This window comes from Cellulophaga sp. 3_MG-2023, assembly GCF_030546975.1.
Classification (GTDB): Bacteria; Bacteroidota; Bacteroidia; order Flavobacteriales; family Flavobacteriaceae; genus Cellulophaga.
This window is the reverse complement of sequence record NZ_JAUOPS010000001.1, coordinates 980,129-995,826: the sequence shown is the minus strand read 5'-3', so window position 1 is coordinate 995,826 and position 15,698 is coordinate 980,129. Positions and strand designations below refer to the sequence as shown.

Below are 15,698 nucleotides of genomic sequence, written 5' to 3'. Positions count from 1 at the left end.
AAGCATTTAGGTTATTCTAAATGCTTTTCTAGTTCTTTAAACTTTCTGTGAATAAACATAATTTCTTTTAAAGAAAATTCTTTTTCTTGAAACCAGTCGTAAGCTTCAATTTTGGCATTTTCTACCTGTGCATCTCTTATGGCTTCTAATGTAACAATGTGCCAATGCGCACCTTTGTTTTTAGAAACAGGATAACCAACATCACTAATAATGTAAGATTTACGAGGCTGATTTACCAATCTTACTCCGTTTTTTAAAACAGCTAAGGTTTTGGTAAGTGAAATAACCTCTGAGAAAGAGTAACGTGCAAAGTCGTTAAAACCATCTCGTTTTACATTAAAAAGCTTATCGCCAACTTCTAAATATCGCATAATTTATTTTACAAAGAGTTAGCAAAAATAGAACGATTATCCCTTTTTTGCTTTACTACCAAGCACTACTTATTAACAATGGTAAGGGTTTTGTAGCTATTAAGCTGATACTGATAATTTTTAAGAGTTATTTTTTTGTAGAATTATAGTAAATTAGTTTCTCTGTTAGTGCACACATTTTACTTGTTTGCTTACTCTTTATGGCACAAGCCTGACGCTCGCGTTAGCAGGGCGGTCTCACACTCAATTTGTATTTTATAATTTAAGATTTAATATTCTGATAGATGTTTATTAAGATTATTAACTTACATTCTTCTCCCTCAAACCAAGTAACTTTATATTTGTCATTCATAAACTGGGTCATATCAAAATTTTCATAAGTAAAACCTTCTGGAAGATTTCCTGACATTCTAATTTCATCAATTTTTGAAGTTGCTTCTAAGATTTTTGACATATTAGGGTTTTGTTTTGTAGCAGCTATAAAACAAGCTTCTACTTCTTTAGAAGAAAAATCTTGAGAAAGGTTAAGAGGTAATATTATTTTTTTTAATTCTTCAAAGGAATCTCCTTTAAATAAATCATAATCTGTAATAGTTCTAATAAACAATTTTTTATAACTCTCTGGGCTATTATCTACAAGAAACTTATTACTTATGAGTTTCTCTTCTGCAATCGAAATATTCATTAACAAATTGTCATCTGTAAAGCAAGAAAATATTTGACTATTAGATCTATTACAGGAAACAATAAAAAAAAATCCAATAAAAATTAGTGATATTTTATTAATATACATTTACCATATGTGTTTTTTTCAAATTTATATAGAATTCGAACAAATTCCTAATAGGACAGCAAAGTGTGTATGTAGGCTTTCCCCCGCTAGCGCAAGCATCTTGATTGTGCCGTTGAATGCATCTAACTAAATTAAATCAGTTTCTTCTTTCTCAAAAATATGAAGAGTTCCACTTGCTGTTAACACAGCAATCATACTATCATTTACCTTAATTTTATCTATATGATACCAGTTATCTTCATTAGATATTTTTTTGGGATCTTTTAAGAGTTCATAATAATCTATAATCTTATTTGTTTTAAGGTCTAAGACAGCCAATATACTGGCTATTAATGTTTCTCCTTGCTGTATAGCTAAGTATAATTTATTATTGAGAACAACACTAGATTGGTGTTTAATACTCCAATTATTAGCAGGAAAAATAGTGTTTAGCGTTGTTGTTTTGCACTCCTCTGTATCTAGATTAAAAATACTTAACGTTTGTATGTTATTAAAAATGCCAGAAGTAGCAATAACTTTTTTGTTATTGTTATTATATAAAAAGCCTTTAAGGCTAGGTATTTCTTTGTGTACTTTGCCAGTATTTGTGTTTATAACAATACTTCCTGTGGCGTTTAAACTGCTATTTGCAAAAGATAAAAACAACAAATTATTTATTACTAATAACTCGTTAGAAATTAAGTGATTGTTAATTTGTTTAGTATACTGTAGAAAGTTAAAACTCCACACTTCTTTTTCTGTATCTAAATAATAACAGTTTATATCTGTGTCATTTTTAGAAAGAAATGTATTATTTTCTAAAATTTTCCAAATTCCGTTTAAGCCATAATTTATAGGGTATTTATCTGAAGTTTTAAAATTTTTTAAATTTAATTTAATATTAAATTTCATCCCATTCTCCCGACTAACTCCAATGATATAGTAATCATTTATAACACTGGTAATATTTTGAAAACTAATTAAAGTATCTAGTTCTATTATCGAATTACTGATTAAATTATATAAAATCGTGTTTTTTTTATTCCAATCAATATAAATTAAATAGTTTTTGATACAGGCAAAAGATTTAACACTTAAAATCTTGTGTTTTTTACCATTATTGCTGATTATAAGTTCATTGTTCTCTTCTAAAGTAATCAATTTACTATCATCTAGTAGTTCAAATTGTTTTATTTCAGTGAAAATTTTCATTTAAAAATTAAATTAAAATTATTGATATAGTTTAAAGCTTCAATAATTACTTGTGATATTTCTTCTGGATAATCCCCCGCTAGCGCAAGCATCTTGCTTGTGCCGTTACACAAACTAAAATTATTTAATATCACTACAAAACTCTAGTACTTGGCAGCCTTACCATTAGCAGCACTATTTTTAATAAATGCTCTTATGTCTTGGTTAGCAGATTGTAAATCTTCTTTACGCAAGTACATCATATGTCCGCTTCTGTAGCCTTTAAAAGTAAACCTGTCTTTTAGTTTTCCGCTTGGGTCTGTTTGCCACATACTATATTTAGAGGTAAAGTAGGTTGTGGCACCATCATAATACCCTGTTTGGTACAATACTTTTAGGTATGGGTTTTCTGCCATTGCTTTACGTAAACCTTCTCTAACATTATTATTGCTATTGTCCCAAGGGTGTACACTACCAAACATATTGTATTTAAGATCTGTTTTAAAGTTTAAGTGCTCTCTAAGGTAAAAGTTAATTGCAGGTGTAAAAGAGTGTAACCAAGAGGTTAGCTCTGCATTATAGTCGGGCTTTGTGCCAGCAGCCATTTTGTCTATACCTAAATACCTAGAGTCTAAACGCCCAATTGTATGTCCGCTTTTATTGCGTAGTAAATCTTTCCAAAAGAAAGATGTAGGCACCATTAAGTTATGGTCTAAAATTGCTTTTTTAGACATACCAGAGTAGTACGCCATTTTTTCTGCAACTTCTTGCTTCTCGGCATCTGTTATAAAACCACCTCTAGCAATGGCAGGCATAAGCTTGTCTATGGTATATTCTTCTACTTCTGGTAATACCTCTAACAAGTCTTTTTGTTGTAAAGCCGCAGGTAACATTTTATGGTGCCAAGCAGCAGCAGTAAAATAAGGTAAGTTTATACCAGAAGATAAAGGTCCGTCTGCGTTGTATATTTTATAATCTGCTGGTGATACCATAATAACACCATTTAAATACATCCATTGTGACTCTTGTAGTTCTAAGGCTAAACCAGATACACGCGTACCACCATAACTCTCACCAATAATATATTTAGGAGATTGCCACCTGTTGTTACGTGTAACAAAAGTATTTACCCAGGCTGCCAAGTATTTAATATCTGCATTAATACCAAAAAACTGTTTGCGGTCTGGCATTTTTCCGTCTTTTTGTGCTACCATTCTAGAGTAACCCGTATTTACAGGATTTACGTAAACAATATCTGCTACGTCTAAAATAGAATACGGATTATCTTTAATACCATACGGTTGTACAGGGTAACCCTCGTCATCAATATTTAAAATTTTAGGTCCAGTATATGCAATGTGCATCCAGACAGATGCCGAGCCAGGACCACCATTAAAAGATACAACCAATGGGCGTTCTTCTCCTTTATTAACATTGGTCCTTTTATAATAGGTATAAAATAACGTAGCAACCACATTATCTTGTTTATCCCAAACGGGTTGCGTACCAGTAGTGGCAGAGTAGGTAAGTTTAGTGCTGTTAATAGTAGCAGTGTGGTTTGTTACTACTGTAGTATCTACAGCAATTTTTAAATCTTGAGCTTTTGTTTGTGTAGTAAAACTAAATACCGCTAAAACGGTAACGACTTTTAAAAACGCTAATTTTTTCATTTTTGAGTTGTAGTTGAGTTCAGATCTAAAAGTATATAATTACTGTAGAGAATAAAAATGTATTCTCCTTTTAACTTTTTTACTATTAATTAAAAAGTGGCTAACCCTAGATAATCTGCATATTTTTAGGGATGAAAAATTTTGACGATTTTTTTTATAGATGCTTTAAGGACACAATTCTGCAGTTCACCGTTTAAAATAGTGCGTTCATTTGATAATTTTAAAAAAGGCTTTAAAGGCGTGGTAACTTTGTCTCAGATTTAACCTACAAATGTTTTTTACCATGTCAAAATTTAAATTTTTACCAATAGGACTTTTAGCTTTATTTATAACAATGACTTCTTGTACTACAGAGAGCGTTGAGCAAGAAGATGCTATTTACGCACAAGTAGATACTTCTAGTGAATTAGAGAAAGAAGTAATAGCGTTGGTAAACGAGTACAGAGTTTCTAAGGGTTTAAATACTTTAGAATATGGTAAAGTAGCATACGGTTATGCAGCACAGCACAATGATTATATGATTGATGCAGGAAAAATTAGCCACGATAATTTTGATTTACGTGCATCTAATTTAGCTGTAGAGGCAAAAGCAGATTTTGTATCAGAAAACTTAGCTAAAGATTTTAGAACAGCAAACGGTGTTGTAAAAGCTTGGATTAATAGTCCAACTCACAAAAAAGTAATGGAAGGTGATTTTACATATACAGCTATAAATATTAAAGCTGATGAAAACGGAAAATTATACTTTACACAATTATATTTTAAATAGGATTTTTTAGGTTAAAATCTATTTTATTGCTGCACTTTTAAGACAATGTAAATTGTTTTAAAAGTGTTTTTTTTGTTACATATTTTATAAATAGTTAATTTTTAAAAGATTGAGTTATTTTTAAAAATTACTGCAAACGTTTGCATAATCTTCAATTTCTTAAAATTTTGTGTATTTCATCGAAATGGGGTGTATTTCATCGAGTAAACACAATAAGTGGAGAATACTTATGAGCTAGGTTACGTTATAACCATACCAAATTAGTTCTTAACCAAAATCTAGCTTAAATGAAAATAATTTTACCCCAGAAAATTAGAATCATTTTTGTGGGAGTCTTACTCGCGCTTACCACAAATTTAAAATCACAAACAAAAAATTACGCTACAACAGTTCCTATACAAGATAGGGTAGACAATGCTAATAATGCAGTAGACGGTAATTTATTAACTAAAGCAGACATAAATGCTAGCTCCGGAATACTTGTAGGTATAGGTGCTTACACAGGACATTTAGAGTTGCAGTACCCTACAAATTTACCTGCAAATACTACAAGTTACACTAAAATAGAAACTCAAGACGATATACTGTCTAGTCTATTGGGTGGTAGTTTAGGAGGCCTGCTATCAGACATTACAGGAGTTTTACTTTTAGGTAACCAGGAGTTTGCTGTAAAAGCACAAAATAATGCAGTTACTGTATTAGAAAAATTTTCTAATGCAACTAATGGCTTTTCTACAGAAGATGTTCGTGTGGTTGCAGACAAAGACAATAACTATTTTTTAGCAGTTACACCAGACCAGGAATACAATAGAATACGTATTGACAATTCTATGGGATCTTTAATAGGGTTAAACAACACTAGGCAATTAGGTGTTTATGAGTCTTACTATACTACAGGAACAGCTGGTTGCGGCTTACCAAGTTATACTTCTTTTAGTGGTAGCGGAATATCTTTAGACCTATTAAATTTAGGAGGTGCAGGTGTTGCAAATCCTAACTTTGCTTTAGATGGCGATGCATCAACCTACTCAGAATTAGGATTAGGAGTTTTAGATGTTGCAGCAAGCATACAGCAAACTATTTATTTTGATTCGGGTTCAGACCAAGACGATGTTATATATATACGTTTAGCTGTAGACCCTTCTCTTGTTAATTTAGGCTTATTAAACAATGTAAGTATTAGTGCAAGTAATGGTACAGAGCAAGTTTATACTTCAGATGCATCAAGCTTATTGTCTTTAGACTTACTAGGGTTATTACAGAATGGAAATAGTACAGTATTAGCGTTTAAGCCAGGAGAATCTGTTAATAGGATTACCGTTAGTTTGTCTTCGTTATTAAACGTAGCTGTTGGTCAGCAAATACGTATTTATGATATTTATAGAGCTCCAGAGCAACCAATTTTATCTACATCTACTACAGATATAAATATATGTAGTGGTTCTACAGCAGACCTAGTAGCTACGGTACAAGGTGCAACAGTAGAATTACGTTGGTATGATGCAGAAACAGGTGGTAATTTACTAGCAACTGTAAATTCTGGAGATACGTTTACTACTCCTGCTTTAAATAGTAGTACAACCTACTATGTAGCATCTGCTCATATTGGTTGTCCAGAAGAATCTGCTAGAGTAGAGGTTCCTGTTAATGTAATAGCAACACCTACAGCTGCAGATATTACCGTAATTGGTAATGAAAACCCTATATGTTCACAAAGTACAGTTGTATTAGTACCTTCTAGTGCTATAGATGCAACATACAATTGGTTTTTAGACAGCGCAGAAACAATGCCAATTACAGATGGTATGGTTTTAAACGGTGCAACATACAATATAGATGAAAATGGAGTATTATCTATTACTGGTTTAACAGATGTTAATAGTCCCTATACTTTTTATGTAGGTAGTACAGAAAACCTTGCTGGTTGTAAAAATGCAGATGGCGATTTAAAACCTGTAGAAGTAACTATAGTAGATTCTGCAAGTACAGCAGTAGATGTTACTTTAGATACAGATATTAGCTTAGCTAACTTAATTAATATTTTCCAGGTAAACCCAGCAACAAACATTACAGGTTCTGTAACAGGAGATGTTAATGCTGGTGATGAAATTACTGTTGCGCTAAACGGTACAACTTACACAGGCATATTAGACGCTAACTTAGAATTTAATATTGCAGTAGATGGTACAGATCTTTTATCAGATATAGATAATTTATTAGAAGTTTTTATATCAGGAGGTCTTTGTAGTATTACAGATGATGTTATAGTTACAATTCCAGACTTTATACTAGATAATTTAAATCAGGTTTTTTGCGCTTCTGATAATGCAACGTTACTAGATTTAGATGTAAATGGTAATAATGTTGTGTTTTTTGATAGCCTTTTAGGCAGTGCAACGGTAGATGCTAATACAGTATTAACAGATGGTGGTACTTACTATGTAGGACTTTTAAATGTTCCTTTATCTGTATTACCGCGTATACAAATTACAGTAACAATATTAGATACACCAGCGCCAACTACTATAAGCACTACGCAAGTTTTCTGCGAAGCAAACAATCCGGTAGTTGGAGACTTACAAGTTAATGAAACTAGTGTTGTTTTTTATGACGCAGAAACAGGAGGTACAATGTTAGATCCTTCTACAGCTTTAGTAGATGGTACAACATATTATGTTGCTAATACAGAAAATGGTTGTGAAAGTAGTACAAGATTAGCTATTACAGTAACCTTTACACAACCAGCACCAACAACAAGTAACACTGCACAAGAATTTTGTAGTACAAGTAATGCTACCTTGGCAGATATACAGATAAACGAAACGGCTGTTGTTTATTATGATGCAGAAACAGGAGGTACAATGCTAGCTTCTGATACAGTTTTGGAAGATGGTACAACATACTATGTAGCAAACTTAACATCTGGATGTGAGAGTGATGATAGGTTAGCAATAACTATTACAATAGAAGAAGCAGAACAAGCTACAATTACAGGTATTTTTGAAGAAGCTTGTTTAGAAGATTCCTATATGTATACTACAGAAACAGGCAAGCAAAATTATGTTTGGACAGTTACTGGAGGTACAATAATAGAAGGTGGTACAAGTACAGATAGCTTTGTAACTGTTACTTGGGAAGATTTATCAAATACAGAAATTACAGTTACTTATGATGGTGCTACAGGATGTACATCTGAACAAGAAACGTTAGAAGTAGGAGTCATTTCTTGTGGAGAGGTTTTAGGTGAAGAATTTTGCTTATTTGTTTACAATGAGTTTTCACCAAACAATGATGGTTATAACGATTTTTTTAAAGTAAAATGTATTGAAGACTATGCGTCTAATACAGTACAAATCTTTAACAGAAACGGTAACCAAGTTTTTGAAGCTGTTAATTACAGAAACGACTGGAACGGTGTTGCCAATGTAAATGGTGTTTTAAGCAAAGGAGACCATTTACCATCTGGTACTTACTATTACATTATTGCTATTCCGGAGTTAAACAGAACGCTTAAGGGCTGGCTGCAAATAGCAAGATAAAATTAACCTACACAACAACCCCAAATTAGTATCAAAATGAAGTTAACCAAAAATATAAAATATACACTGCTATTACTTAGTCTGTTTGGATTAAGTGTTGCAAATGCGCAGCAAGCACCGCAGTACACACAATATATGCACAACACTATGGCACTTAACTCTGGTTATACAGGAACAAGTGGCAAATTAGAAGCAACCATTTTACACCGCTCTCAATGGGTAGGTTTAGAAGGGGCACCAAACAACCAGTCTTTTTCTATACAAGGTAAATTTGGAGAAAAAGTTGGTTTAGGATTAAGTGCTATTAATGATAAGCTAGGAGCATCTAACAACATTACTGTAAACGGTAATTTTGCTTATGAACTGCCTCTAGGCTATGTTACAAAACTATCTTTAGGTATAAATGCAGGCGTAGATATTTTAAACATAGATTGGTCTAAAGGATCTTATGAAGATAATATGGATCCTGTTTTTAATGAAAACAATAAAGATGTACGTCCTGTTTTAGGTGTAGGTGCATTTATGTACGGCACAAAATGGTACGCAGGTGTATCTACGCAAAACCTTTTTAATTCATCTATTTTAAAAGATAATGATGAGGTTGTTACAGACCGTAAAAGTCAATATTATGTAATGGGTGGTTATGTGTTCGATTTATCTAGAAACTTAAAATTTAAACCAACTATTTTAACAAAGCACGTATCTGGAGCTCCAATTACTGTAGATGTTTCTGGTAACTTTTTACTAAATGAAAAATTTAGTTTAGGAGCTGCTTACCGTTATGACGATGCCGTTAGTGCATTAGCAGGTTTTAATATAACCAAAGAACTATTTGTTGGTTATGCGTATGACTATACGTTAACAGATTTAGGAGATTATAATAATGGATCTCATGAAGTTATTTTAAAGTACAGTGTTTTCAACTCTAAAAAGAGAGCATTATCACCAAGATTCTTTTAAAAATATAGATATGAAAAAAAGTTTATTCATTTTAAGTATACTTTTTGCTTCATTATCTGTAGCACAAAGTAAAGAGGAAAGAGCAGATGTTTATTTTGAAGATTTTAAGTTTAGTGAAGCTATAAAATTATATTCGAGCGCAGCATCAGAAAAAAGAAAACCATCATTACACGTTATACAACGTTTAGCAGATAGTTATTTTAATATAAACGATTACCAAAATGCAAAAGATTGGTATAGTAAGTTATATAGCATAAAAGGAAAAGAAGTAGGAGAAAGCAACCTTATAAAATTGGTGCAAAGTTTAAAAGCTAGTATGGATGTAGATAGGGCAGATGAGCTTTTAAAAGAGTATTATACCAATCCTACCAAACTAAAAATGATTTTATTACAAAAGGCGTATTTAGATAGTATTTCTAAGACAAAACCAAAATACACTATTAAAAATATGCCTTTTAATAGCTCAAAGTCAGATTTTGCACCTGCTATGTACTCAAGAGGATTGGTATTTGCATCTGCAAGAGACACTGCTAAGTCTAACAAACTATACCCTTGGAACAAACAACCGTATTTAGATTTGTATTTTACAAACCCAAAACAAGAAGACTTTGTGCCAGAAAAGTTTTTAGAAAATATGGAGTCTAGTTTTCATGACGCAACCATAGCAATTTCTAATAATGGAAGAACAGTATATTTTACGCGTAATTTTATTAAAAAAAATAAACTTAATGCCAATGCAGACGGTTTGTCTAATATGCAAATATTAAAAGGAACTATTGCAGATAATAAGTTGGTAAACGTTATGTCTTTAAGCTTTAACAGTAAAAACTATTCTTGTGGTCACCCAGCATTAAGTGCAGATGGGCAGCACTTGTATTTTACATCTAATATGGATGGCGGTTATGGTTCTAGTGACATTTATGTTGTAGAGCTATCTGCATCTGGAGATGTGGTAGGGAAACCTGTAAATTTAGGACCAACTATAAATACAAGAGGTAGAGAAATGTTTCCTTTTGTAGATAAGGACGAGTTGTATTTTTCATCAGACGGACATTATGGACTAGGTGGCTTAGATATTTTTGCATCTAAAATACTACCCAATAGTGAGTACTCATTACCATTAAATATGGGGAAACCTATAAACAGTAATATGGACGATTTTTCTTTTATTAGAGAAATGGCTTCAAACAGTGGCTATATAGCATCTAACCGTTATGGTGGTATGGGAGATGATGATATTTATCATTTTGAAGGTGCAAAACCTGTAAACTGTTTAGAGTACTCTGGTAATGTATATAATAAGCTAACCAAACAGCCATTAGAGCGAGTATCGGTTGCTATTTATGATGAAGATGACACGCTAATACAAAATAGTAAAACAGATGTAAATGGATATTATAATTTTGTTTTGCCTTGTAACCAAACAAGTAAAATTGTATTTGCTAAGGATAAGTTTTCAAAAAAGACAATTACCATAGCAACACAAGAAAACCCAGAAGAACCATCAATAAACAACAAAGTTTATTTAACACCTTATGAGAGCTTAATTGTGAAAGAGGATAATGTAGAAAAAATTAACGTAGAACCTATTTATTTTGATTATGATAAATACGATATTACGCCAAGAGCAGAAATAGAACTACAAAAAGTACTTTTTGTTTTAAACGAGTTTCCAAAGACTAAAATAAAAATAGAATCGCATACAGACTCTAGGGGTAAAGATGCTTATAACTTAGAGTTGTCGGACAACAGAGCAAAATCTACTAGAAGATACTTAATATCTAAAGGTGTAGACATAGACCGCATAGAAAGTGCCAATGGTTTTGGTGAAATAAAGCTTAAAAATAAATGTAGCAATGGTGTTAAATGTACAGAGCAAGAGCATTTAATAAACAGAAGATCTGATTTTATAATTGTTTCTAAGTAAAATACGACTGTTCCCCTCAAATCTTGAACACAAAGCACCCTAAAAAGGTGCTTTTGTTTTTGTTAAAATATGTTTAAAATACTAGTCTAATTTATATCATTTCGTTATTTTTAAAGTAAAATTTTATGAATATGAGAAAAATAATGTTAGTAGTGGTATTTTTATGTTTAACAATTGCTAGTAAGGCAAATACAGAACCAAGTTTAACTGAAGTTAAAGTAGGTACAGAGCTTAAAATAGGGGAGGCTTCTTCATCTACTTATCAACATTTAATTTTGCCAAGAAAAAACTTTATTATTAAACGTGGTGGTCTAGCAAATTATAAGAGTTTAAAAAAACTAACTGTTGTAGTTACAGCTGTTAATACAAACTCAGATGGTAATGTTGAGGTTACGTTAAAGCGTAAAAACGGTAAAAGATTTTTTAATAGTCACCCTACAATTAAGGCAGATTATAATAAGGCATTAGAACAGAAAGAGTTATTAAAAAAGTAATTTTAATAGTGATGTTGTAAAATTACAATTGAGATTAAAATTAAATTGGTTTTTAATAGTTAAATAAGGAGTTATTTTAAAGGTTACTTTATACTAAAAGCATCGCAAAAGCGGTGCTTTTGTTATTTATGTAAGATTTGTTTTTTTAGTATTGAAAGGCTTCTATCATTTATTCGTCCAATATTATATTCTTTTTGTAATTTGAGCAATAGAAAAAAACCACTAATAACAGCCAGAACCACATATTCTATGAAAAAACCAATTGCAATTGCCCAAGTAAGCTCTTTAGAAAATAAAAAACCAGAACACGCCTTAGTAAATGGTTTGGATTTAGTAATAGTAAAATTTGATGACGATATTTCTGTATTGTACGGCAGATGTCTGCACAGAGGAGCTTTAATGTCAGATGGTCACGTAGACGGTCATAATCTTATTTGTGGTGTTCATGGTTGGGATTATAGAGTTGATACAGGAGTGTCCGAGTATAATAATGCTGAGGTACTACATAAGTTTACCACAAAAATTGATGGAGATAGCCTTTTTGTAGATGAGGCAGAGATAGATGCTTATTTGGTAGATAGTCCACAACCATTTAATAGAGATGCATATTTAGGAGCTTATGCAGATACGCACCCAGAAGAGACAGAGCCATACACTGGTTACATTAAGGAATTAGCTACCAACGGATTAAAGAATTTAGGGCACCACGGGTTTTCGGACTCTATGGGGGTAGATAGAAATACGTTACCAAAATGGAGTGATATTCAATTTTTACCAGCGCAATTAGCAAGTAGACCGCTGTTAGATGAAGATAATGTAGTAACTAAAGTGATTATTGGACCTAAAGCTAAAAAGCCCTTGCATTTAGATATTCCTTTATTTGTTAGTGATATGAGCTTTGGAGCATTATCTAGAGAAGCAAAAATAGCACTATCTAAAGGAGCAGAATTGGCTGGTACAGGTATTTGTTCTGGTGAGGGAGGTATGTTACCCCAGGAGCAAGAAAGCAATAGCAAGTATTTTTATGAGTTAGCATCAGCAAAATTTGGCTTTTCTTGGGATAAGTTAGACAACGTGCAGGCGTTTCATTTTAAAGGCGGACAAGGAGCTAAAACAGGAACTGGCGGGCATTTACCTGGTTCTAAGGTAAGTAAAGAAATTGCAGAGGTTAGAGGTTTAAAAGAGGGTGAAACAGCAATATCACCTGCTACTTTTCCAGATTTTCACGGAGTTGAAGATTTTAAAGCTTTTGCAGCGCAGGTAAGAGAACGTACTGGCGGTATTCCAATAGGGTTTAAAATTGCAGCAAGTCATATAGAAAAAGACATACAGTTTGCACTAGATGTAGGCGTAGACTATATTATTTTAGATGGTAGAGGAGGAGGGACTGGCTCTGCTCCAACTATTTTAAGAGATAACATAAACATCCCAACAATTCCGGCTTTGGCAAGAGCCCGTAAATATTTAAATAAAGTAGGCGCTACAGATGTAACCTTAGTGATAACAGGAGGTTTACGTATTGCAGAAGATTTTGCAAAAGCTATGATGTTAGGCGCAGATGCCATTGCAGTATCTAATTCTGCTTTACAGGCTATTGGCTGTTTAGGAATGCGTGCTTGTGGCAGTAATAACTGTCCAGTTGGTATTGCCACTCAAAAAGAATCGTTACGTAGTAGATTAATTATTGACTCCTCTGCAAAGCAATTACACAATTATTTTGATGCAACAAACAATTTAATAAAAGTAGTAGCAAGAGCATGTGGTCACGATGATGTTTCTAAGTTTAACTTTGATGATTTATCTACTTTTAATTATGATATGCATAAACTAACAGGAATTAACTACGCTGGTATTAACGCCTAAAAAGATAAAAAAATGGAAAAAATGATGCACTTAGCGGCACAATATTTAGCTGCTGCAGGAATAAGTTTTGTTAATAAAAAGGATGATGATAGCCATACAAATCTTGGCTGGTCAATTGAAAAAAAGCAGTTAGAAACACATCCATTATCAGAAAATGGCGACGTACTTATTTTAAATTACAAAACGTTTTCCTTAGAATGGATTTCAGAAAAAACAAAAGATTCTTTTTTATTAGATAATAAAACACATACACAAGTGTTGGAATGGTTAGTTAGTTATGCGGATAAATTTTTAGGTAAGAAATATACCTATGATTTTCATTACGATTTGCCTTATTCAATTGAAGGTTCTTTTACTTATAAACTAGAAGTATCAGAATTAAAAAAATTAGCAGGGTTAAGAACTTTAGCGCAGATTAGTATAGAGAAAACACTAAAAGAAACAGAACTGGAGTCTAGTATTAGAGTTTGGCCGCATCATTTTGATTCTGGAGCTTATGCCAGTTTAACCAAGGATATAGCTGTAGGTTTTGGCTTGGCTGTGCCAGATAGTATGGTTAACGAGCATTATTTTTACATTAGTGGCTACAAAGGTCACGCTGGGCTAGATACTTCTAAGTTTGATTCACTCTCATTAGGCGAATGGAAAAACGTTGGATTTAAAGGAGCAGTGTTACCAACCACAAAAATTAATGAAGAACAAGTGGTTAAGTTTTTTACTGAAGCCATAAATACCTATAAAAAATAGCATGCAAGTAACTAGTCTTTCTTTGGATGCTTTTAAAGAAATGGATTATTGGGCTGTAGAAAAGTACAATTTGTCTATTGCTCTAATGATGGAAAATGCAGGTTTACAATTGGCTAGGCTAGTGGCTAAAAAAGCAACAAAAGGCTCAGTTATTACTATAGGTGTTGGTAATGGAAACAATGGAGGTGGCGGATTAGTAGCCGCGCGTAGACTTGCTGCTTGGGGTTTTAATATTAATTTAGATTTAGCGGTTTCTATCACTAAAGAATTACCTAAAGCACAATTAGAAAGAGCGTTATTGTTTGGTGCAAAAGAAGGCATTACAAAGAAAACAGATATTTGGGTAGATGCCTATTTGGGTTTCTCTCAAAGACTGCCATTATCAGCTGTATTTACTAATAAAATTAAAGTAGCAAATGCATCATCAGCCTTTAAAATTTCTTTAGATATTCCTGTGGGTATTTCTAAAGATGGGGAACTATTTGGGTTTAAAGCAAACCAAATAATGACTTTGGCAGCTCCTAAAACAATACTAGAAAAATTGCCAAGTGGTGTAGAAGTGTTTGTAGCAGATATAGGAATTCCAAAGTCGGTTTATGAGCATTTTAATATTAAGATGCCTAATTTTAGTGAAAACCAACTGATATCTTTATAAAGTGATATGATAAACGATAAAGAAAAAGCGAAAGAAATTGATAAGCAATTACGAAAAGAATTGGGTATTGATAAAGAGAAGCTAAAAGAGCTAAAGAAAAAACTTTTAAAAGTAGAGCCACGTTCTGAACGTGGTGCAGAAACATTGTTTCGTTTGGTGTCTAAAAATCAGTACACTTTAAACACAATGATTGATAGAAAATCTAATATTCTCATTTCTATTAATGCACTTATTCTTTCTATAACTTTAGGTACTGTACTCAACCAGTTAGATAAAGACCCGCATTTAATTTTTCCTGCTACAATTATGTTGCTTACCAATCTTATTTCAATTGGGTATGCTGTTTTTGCAACAAGACCAGAGCTTACACACGGAAATAAGAATACAAATAATTTATTATTCTACGGTAACTTTAATACAATGGAGGAAGAGCAATATACAGAGGAACTTACTAGTTTAATGTACAAAGGAGACGATCTTTATAAAGCTATTGCCAAGGATACGTATCATTTAGGGAAAACTATTGATAGAAAATTTAAATTGCTAAGAGCCTCTTTTCACGTTTTTTTAATTGGTATTATTTTGGCTGTTATAGGGTTTATTGCTTGTCATTTAATGTTTGGCAATTACTTTATTTAAAATTCTTTTATTTACGTTATCTATAAGCTTTTGTGGTTATTGGTATAGAATTTGTTAAAATGTTGTTTGTAACAAGTAATCAGTTAAAGACATAAGCATAC

Annotated in this window: 13 protein-coding genes; 9 read left to right on the top strand and 4 right to left on the bottom strand. The window is 32.4% G+C overall.

The window, feature by feature from the left end; genetic code table 11:
* Positions 1-11: 11 nt before the first annotated feature.
* The 4 genes from Q4487_RS04205 to Q4487_RS04190 form a co-directional block, all read right to left on the bottom strand.
* Positions 12-371: a pyruvate kinase gene (locus Q4487_RS04205; RefSeq protein ID WP_100895666.1), complete on the bottom strand. Its 360-nt coding sequence runs from the start codon at positions 369-371 to the stop codon at positions 12-14.
* Between the two features lie 262 nt (positions 372-633).
* Positions 634-1,056: a hypothetical protein gene (locus Q4487_RS04200; RefSeq protein WP_303541482.1), complete on the bottom strand. Its 423-nt coding sequence runs from the start codon at positions 1,054-1,056 to the stop codon at positions 634-636.
* Between the two features lie 234 nt (positions 1,057-1,290).
* Complete coding sequence (locus tag Q4487_RS04195) at positions 1,291-2,355, bottom strand: hypothetical protein (RefSeq protein ID WP_303541484.1); 1,065 nt, start codon at positions 2,353-2,355, stop codon at positions 1,291-1,293.
* A gap of 143 nt (positions 2,356-2,498) precedes the next feature.
* Positions 2,499-4,004: a S10 family peptidase gene (locus Q4487_RS04190; RefSeq protein ID WP_303541486.1), complete on the bottom strand. Its 1,506-nt coding sequence runs from the start codon at positions 4,002-4,004 to the stop codon at positions 2,499-2,501.
* Between the two features lie 283 nt (positions 4,005-4,287).
* Here Q4487_RS04190 and Q4487_RS04185 point away from each other — a divergent pair, with 283 nt between their 5' ends.
* From Q4487_RS04185 to Q4487_RS04145, 9 genes are all read left to right on the top strand, one after another.
* The gene (locus Q4487_RS04185; protein ID WP_100895672.1) at positions 4,288-4,773 is read left to right on the top strand and encodes a CAP domain-containing protein; all 486 of its coding nucleotides are present in this window, start codon (positions 4,288-4,290) and stop codon (positions 4,771-4,773) included.
* A gap of 287 nt (positions 4,774-5,060) precedes the next feature.
* A complete protein-coding gene (locus tag Q4487_RS04180) occupies positions 5,061-8,312 on the top strand; it encodes a gliding motility-associated C-terminal domain-containing protein (protein ID WP_303541489.1) in 3,252 nt (1,083 codons plus the stop codon).
* A 36-nt stretch (positions 8,313-8,348) separates the two neighbouring features.
* The gene (locus tag Q4487_RS04175; RefSeq protein ID WP_303541491.1) at positions 8,349-9,272 is read left to right on the top strand and encodes a type IX secretion system membrane protein PorP/SprF; all 924 of its coding nucleotides are present in this window, start codon (positions 8,349-8,351) and stop codon (positions 9,270-9,272) included.
* Positions 9,273-9,282: 10 nt separating this feature from the next.
* Positions 9,283-11,199 (top strand): OmpA family protein, encoded by a 1,917-nt coding sequence (locus tag Q4487_RS04170; protein WP_303541493.1) that lies wholly within the window; start codon positions 9,283-9,285, stop codon positions 11,197-11,199.
* A gap of 125 nt (positions 11,200-11,324) precedes the next feature.
* Complete coding sequence (locus tag Q4487_RS04165; protein ID WP_303571877.1) at positions 11,325-11,693, top strand: hypothetical protein; 369 nt, start codon at positions 11,325-11,327, stop codon at positions 11,691-11,693.
* A gap of 249 nt (positions 11,694-11,942) precedes the next feature.
* A complete protein-coding gene (locus Q4487_RS04160) occupies positions 11,943-13,556 on the top strand; it encodes a glutamate synthase-related protein (protein WP_303541497.1) in 1,614 nt (537 codons plus the stop codon).
* A 12-nt stretch (positions 13,557-13,568) separates the two neighbouring features.
* Positions 13,569-14,303, top strand: coding sequence for a hypothetical protein (locus Q4487_RS04155; RefSeq protein WP_303541499.1), 735 nt, complete (start codon positions 13,569-13,571; stop codon positions 14,301-14,303).
* A 1-nt stretch (position 14,304) separates the two neighbouring features.
* Complete coding sequence (locus tag Q4487_RS04150) at positions 14,305-14,958, top strand: NAD(P)H-hydrate epimerase (protein WP_303541500.1); 654 nt, start codon at positions 14,305-14,307, stop codon at positions 14,956-14,958.
* A 6-nt stretch (positions 14,959-14,964) separates the two neighbouring features.
* Positions 14,965-15,597: a Pycsar system effector family protein gene (locus tag Q4487_RS04145; RefSeq protein ID WP_303541501.1), complete on the top strand. Its 633-nt coding sequence runs from the start codon at positions 14,965-14,967 to the stop codon at positions 15,595-15,597.
* The last annotated feature ends 101 nt before the right edge of the window (positions 15,598-15,698 follow it).

Bases quoted from the DNA above. Each gene is read 5' to 3' on its own strand.
- Q4487_RS04195 (WP_303541484.1), bottom strand. From the start codon at position 2,355: ATGAAAATTTTCACTGAAATAAAACAATTTGAACTACTAGATGATAGT.
- Q4487_RS04185 (WP_100895672.1), top strand. From the start codon at position 4,288: ATGTCAAAATTTAAATTTTTACCAATAGGACTTTTAGCTTTATTTATA.
- Q4487_RS04205 (WP_100895666.1), bottom strand. From the start codon at position 371: ATGCGATATTTAGAAGTTGGCGATAAGCTTTTTAATGTAAAACGAGAT.
- Q4487_RS04160 (WP_303541497.1), top strand. From the start codon at position 11,943: ATGAAAAAACCAATTGCAATTGCCCAAGTAAGCTCTTTAGAAAATAAA.
- Q4487_RS04175 (WP_303541491.1), top strand. From the start codon at position 8,349: ATGAAGTTAACCAAAAATATAAAATATACACTGCTATTACTTAGTCTG.
- Q4487_RS04145 (WP_303541501.1), top strand. From the start codon at position 14,965: ATGATAAACGATAAAGAAAAAGCGAAAGAAATTGATAAGCAATTACGA.
- Q4487_RS04165 (WP_303571877.1), top strand. From the start codon at position 11,325: ATGAATATGAGAAAAATAATGTTAGTAGTGGTATTTTTATGTTTAACA.
- Q4487_RS04190 (WP_303541486.1), bottom strand. From the start codon at position 4,004: ATGAAAAAATTAGCGTTTTTAAAAGTCGTTACCGTTTTAGCGGTATTT.
- Q4487_RS04200 (WP_303541482.1), bottom strand. From the start codon at position 1,056: ATGAATATTTCGATTGCAGAAGAGAAACTCATAAGTAATAAGTTTCTT.
- Q4487_RS04170 (WP_303541493.1), top strand. From the start codon at position 9,283: ATGAAAAAAAGTTTATTCATTTTAAGTATACTTTTTGCTTCATTATCT.
- Q4487_RS04150 (WP_303541500.1), top strand. From the start codon at position 14,305: ATGCAAGTAACTAGTCTTTCTTTGGATGCTTTTAAAGAAATGGATTAT.
- Q4487_RS04155 (WP_303541499.1), top strand. From the start codon at position 13,569: ATGGAAAAAATGATGCACTTAGCGGCACAATATTTAGCTGCTGCAGGA.
- Q4487_RS04180 (WP_303541489.1), top strand. From the start codon at position 5,061: ATGAAAATAATTTTACCCCAGAAAATTAGAATCATTTTTGTGGGAGTC.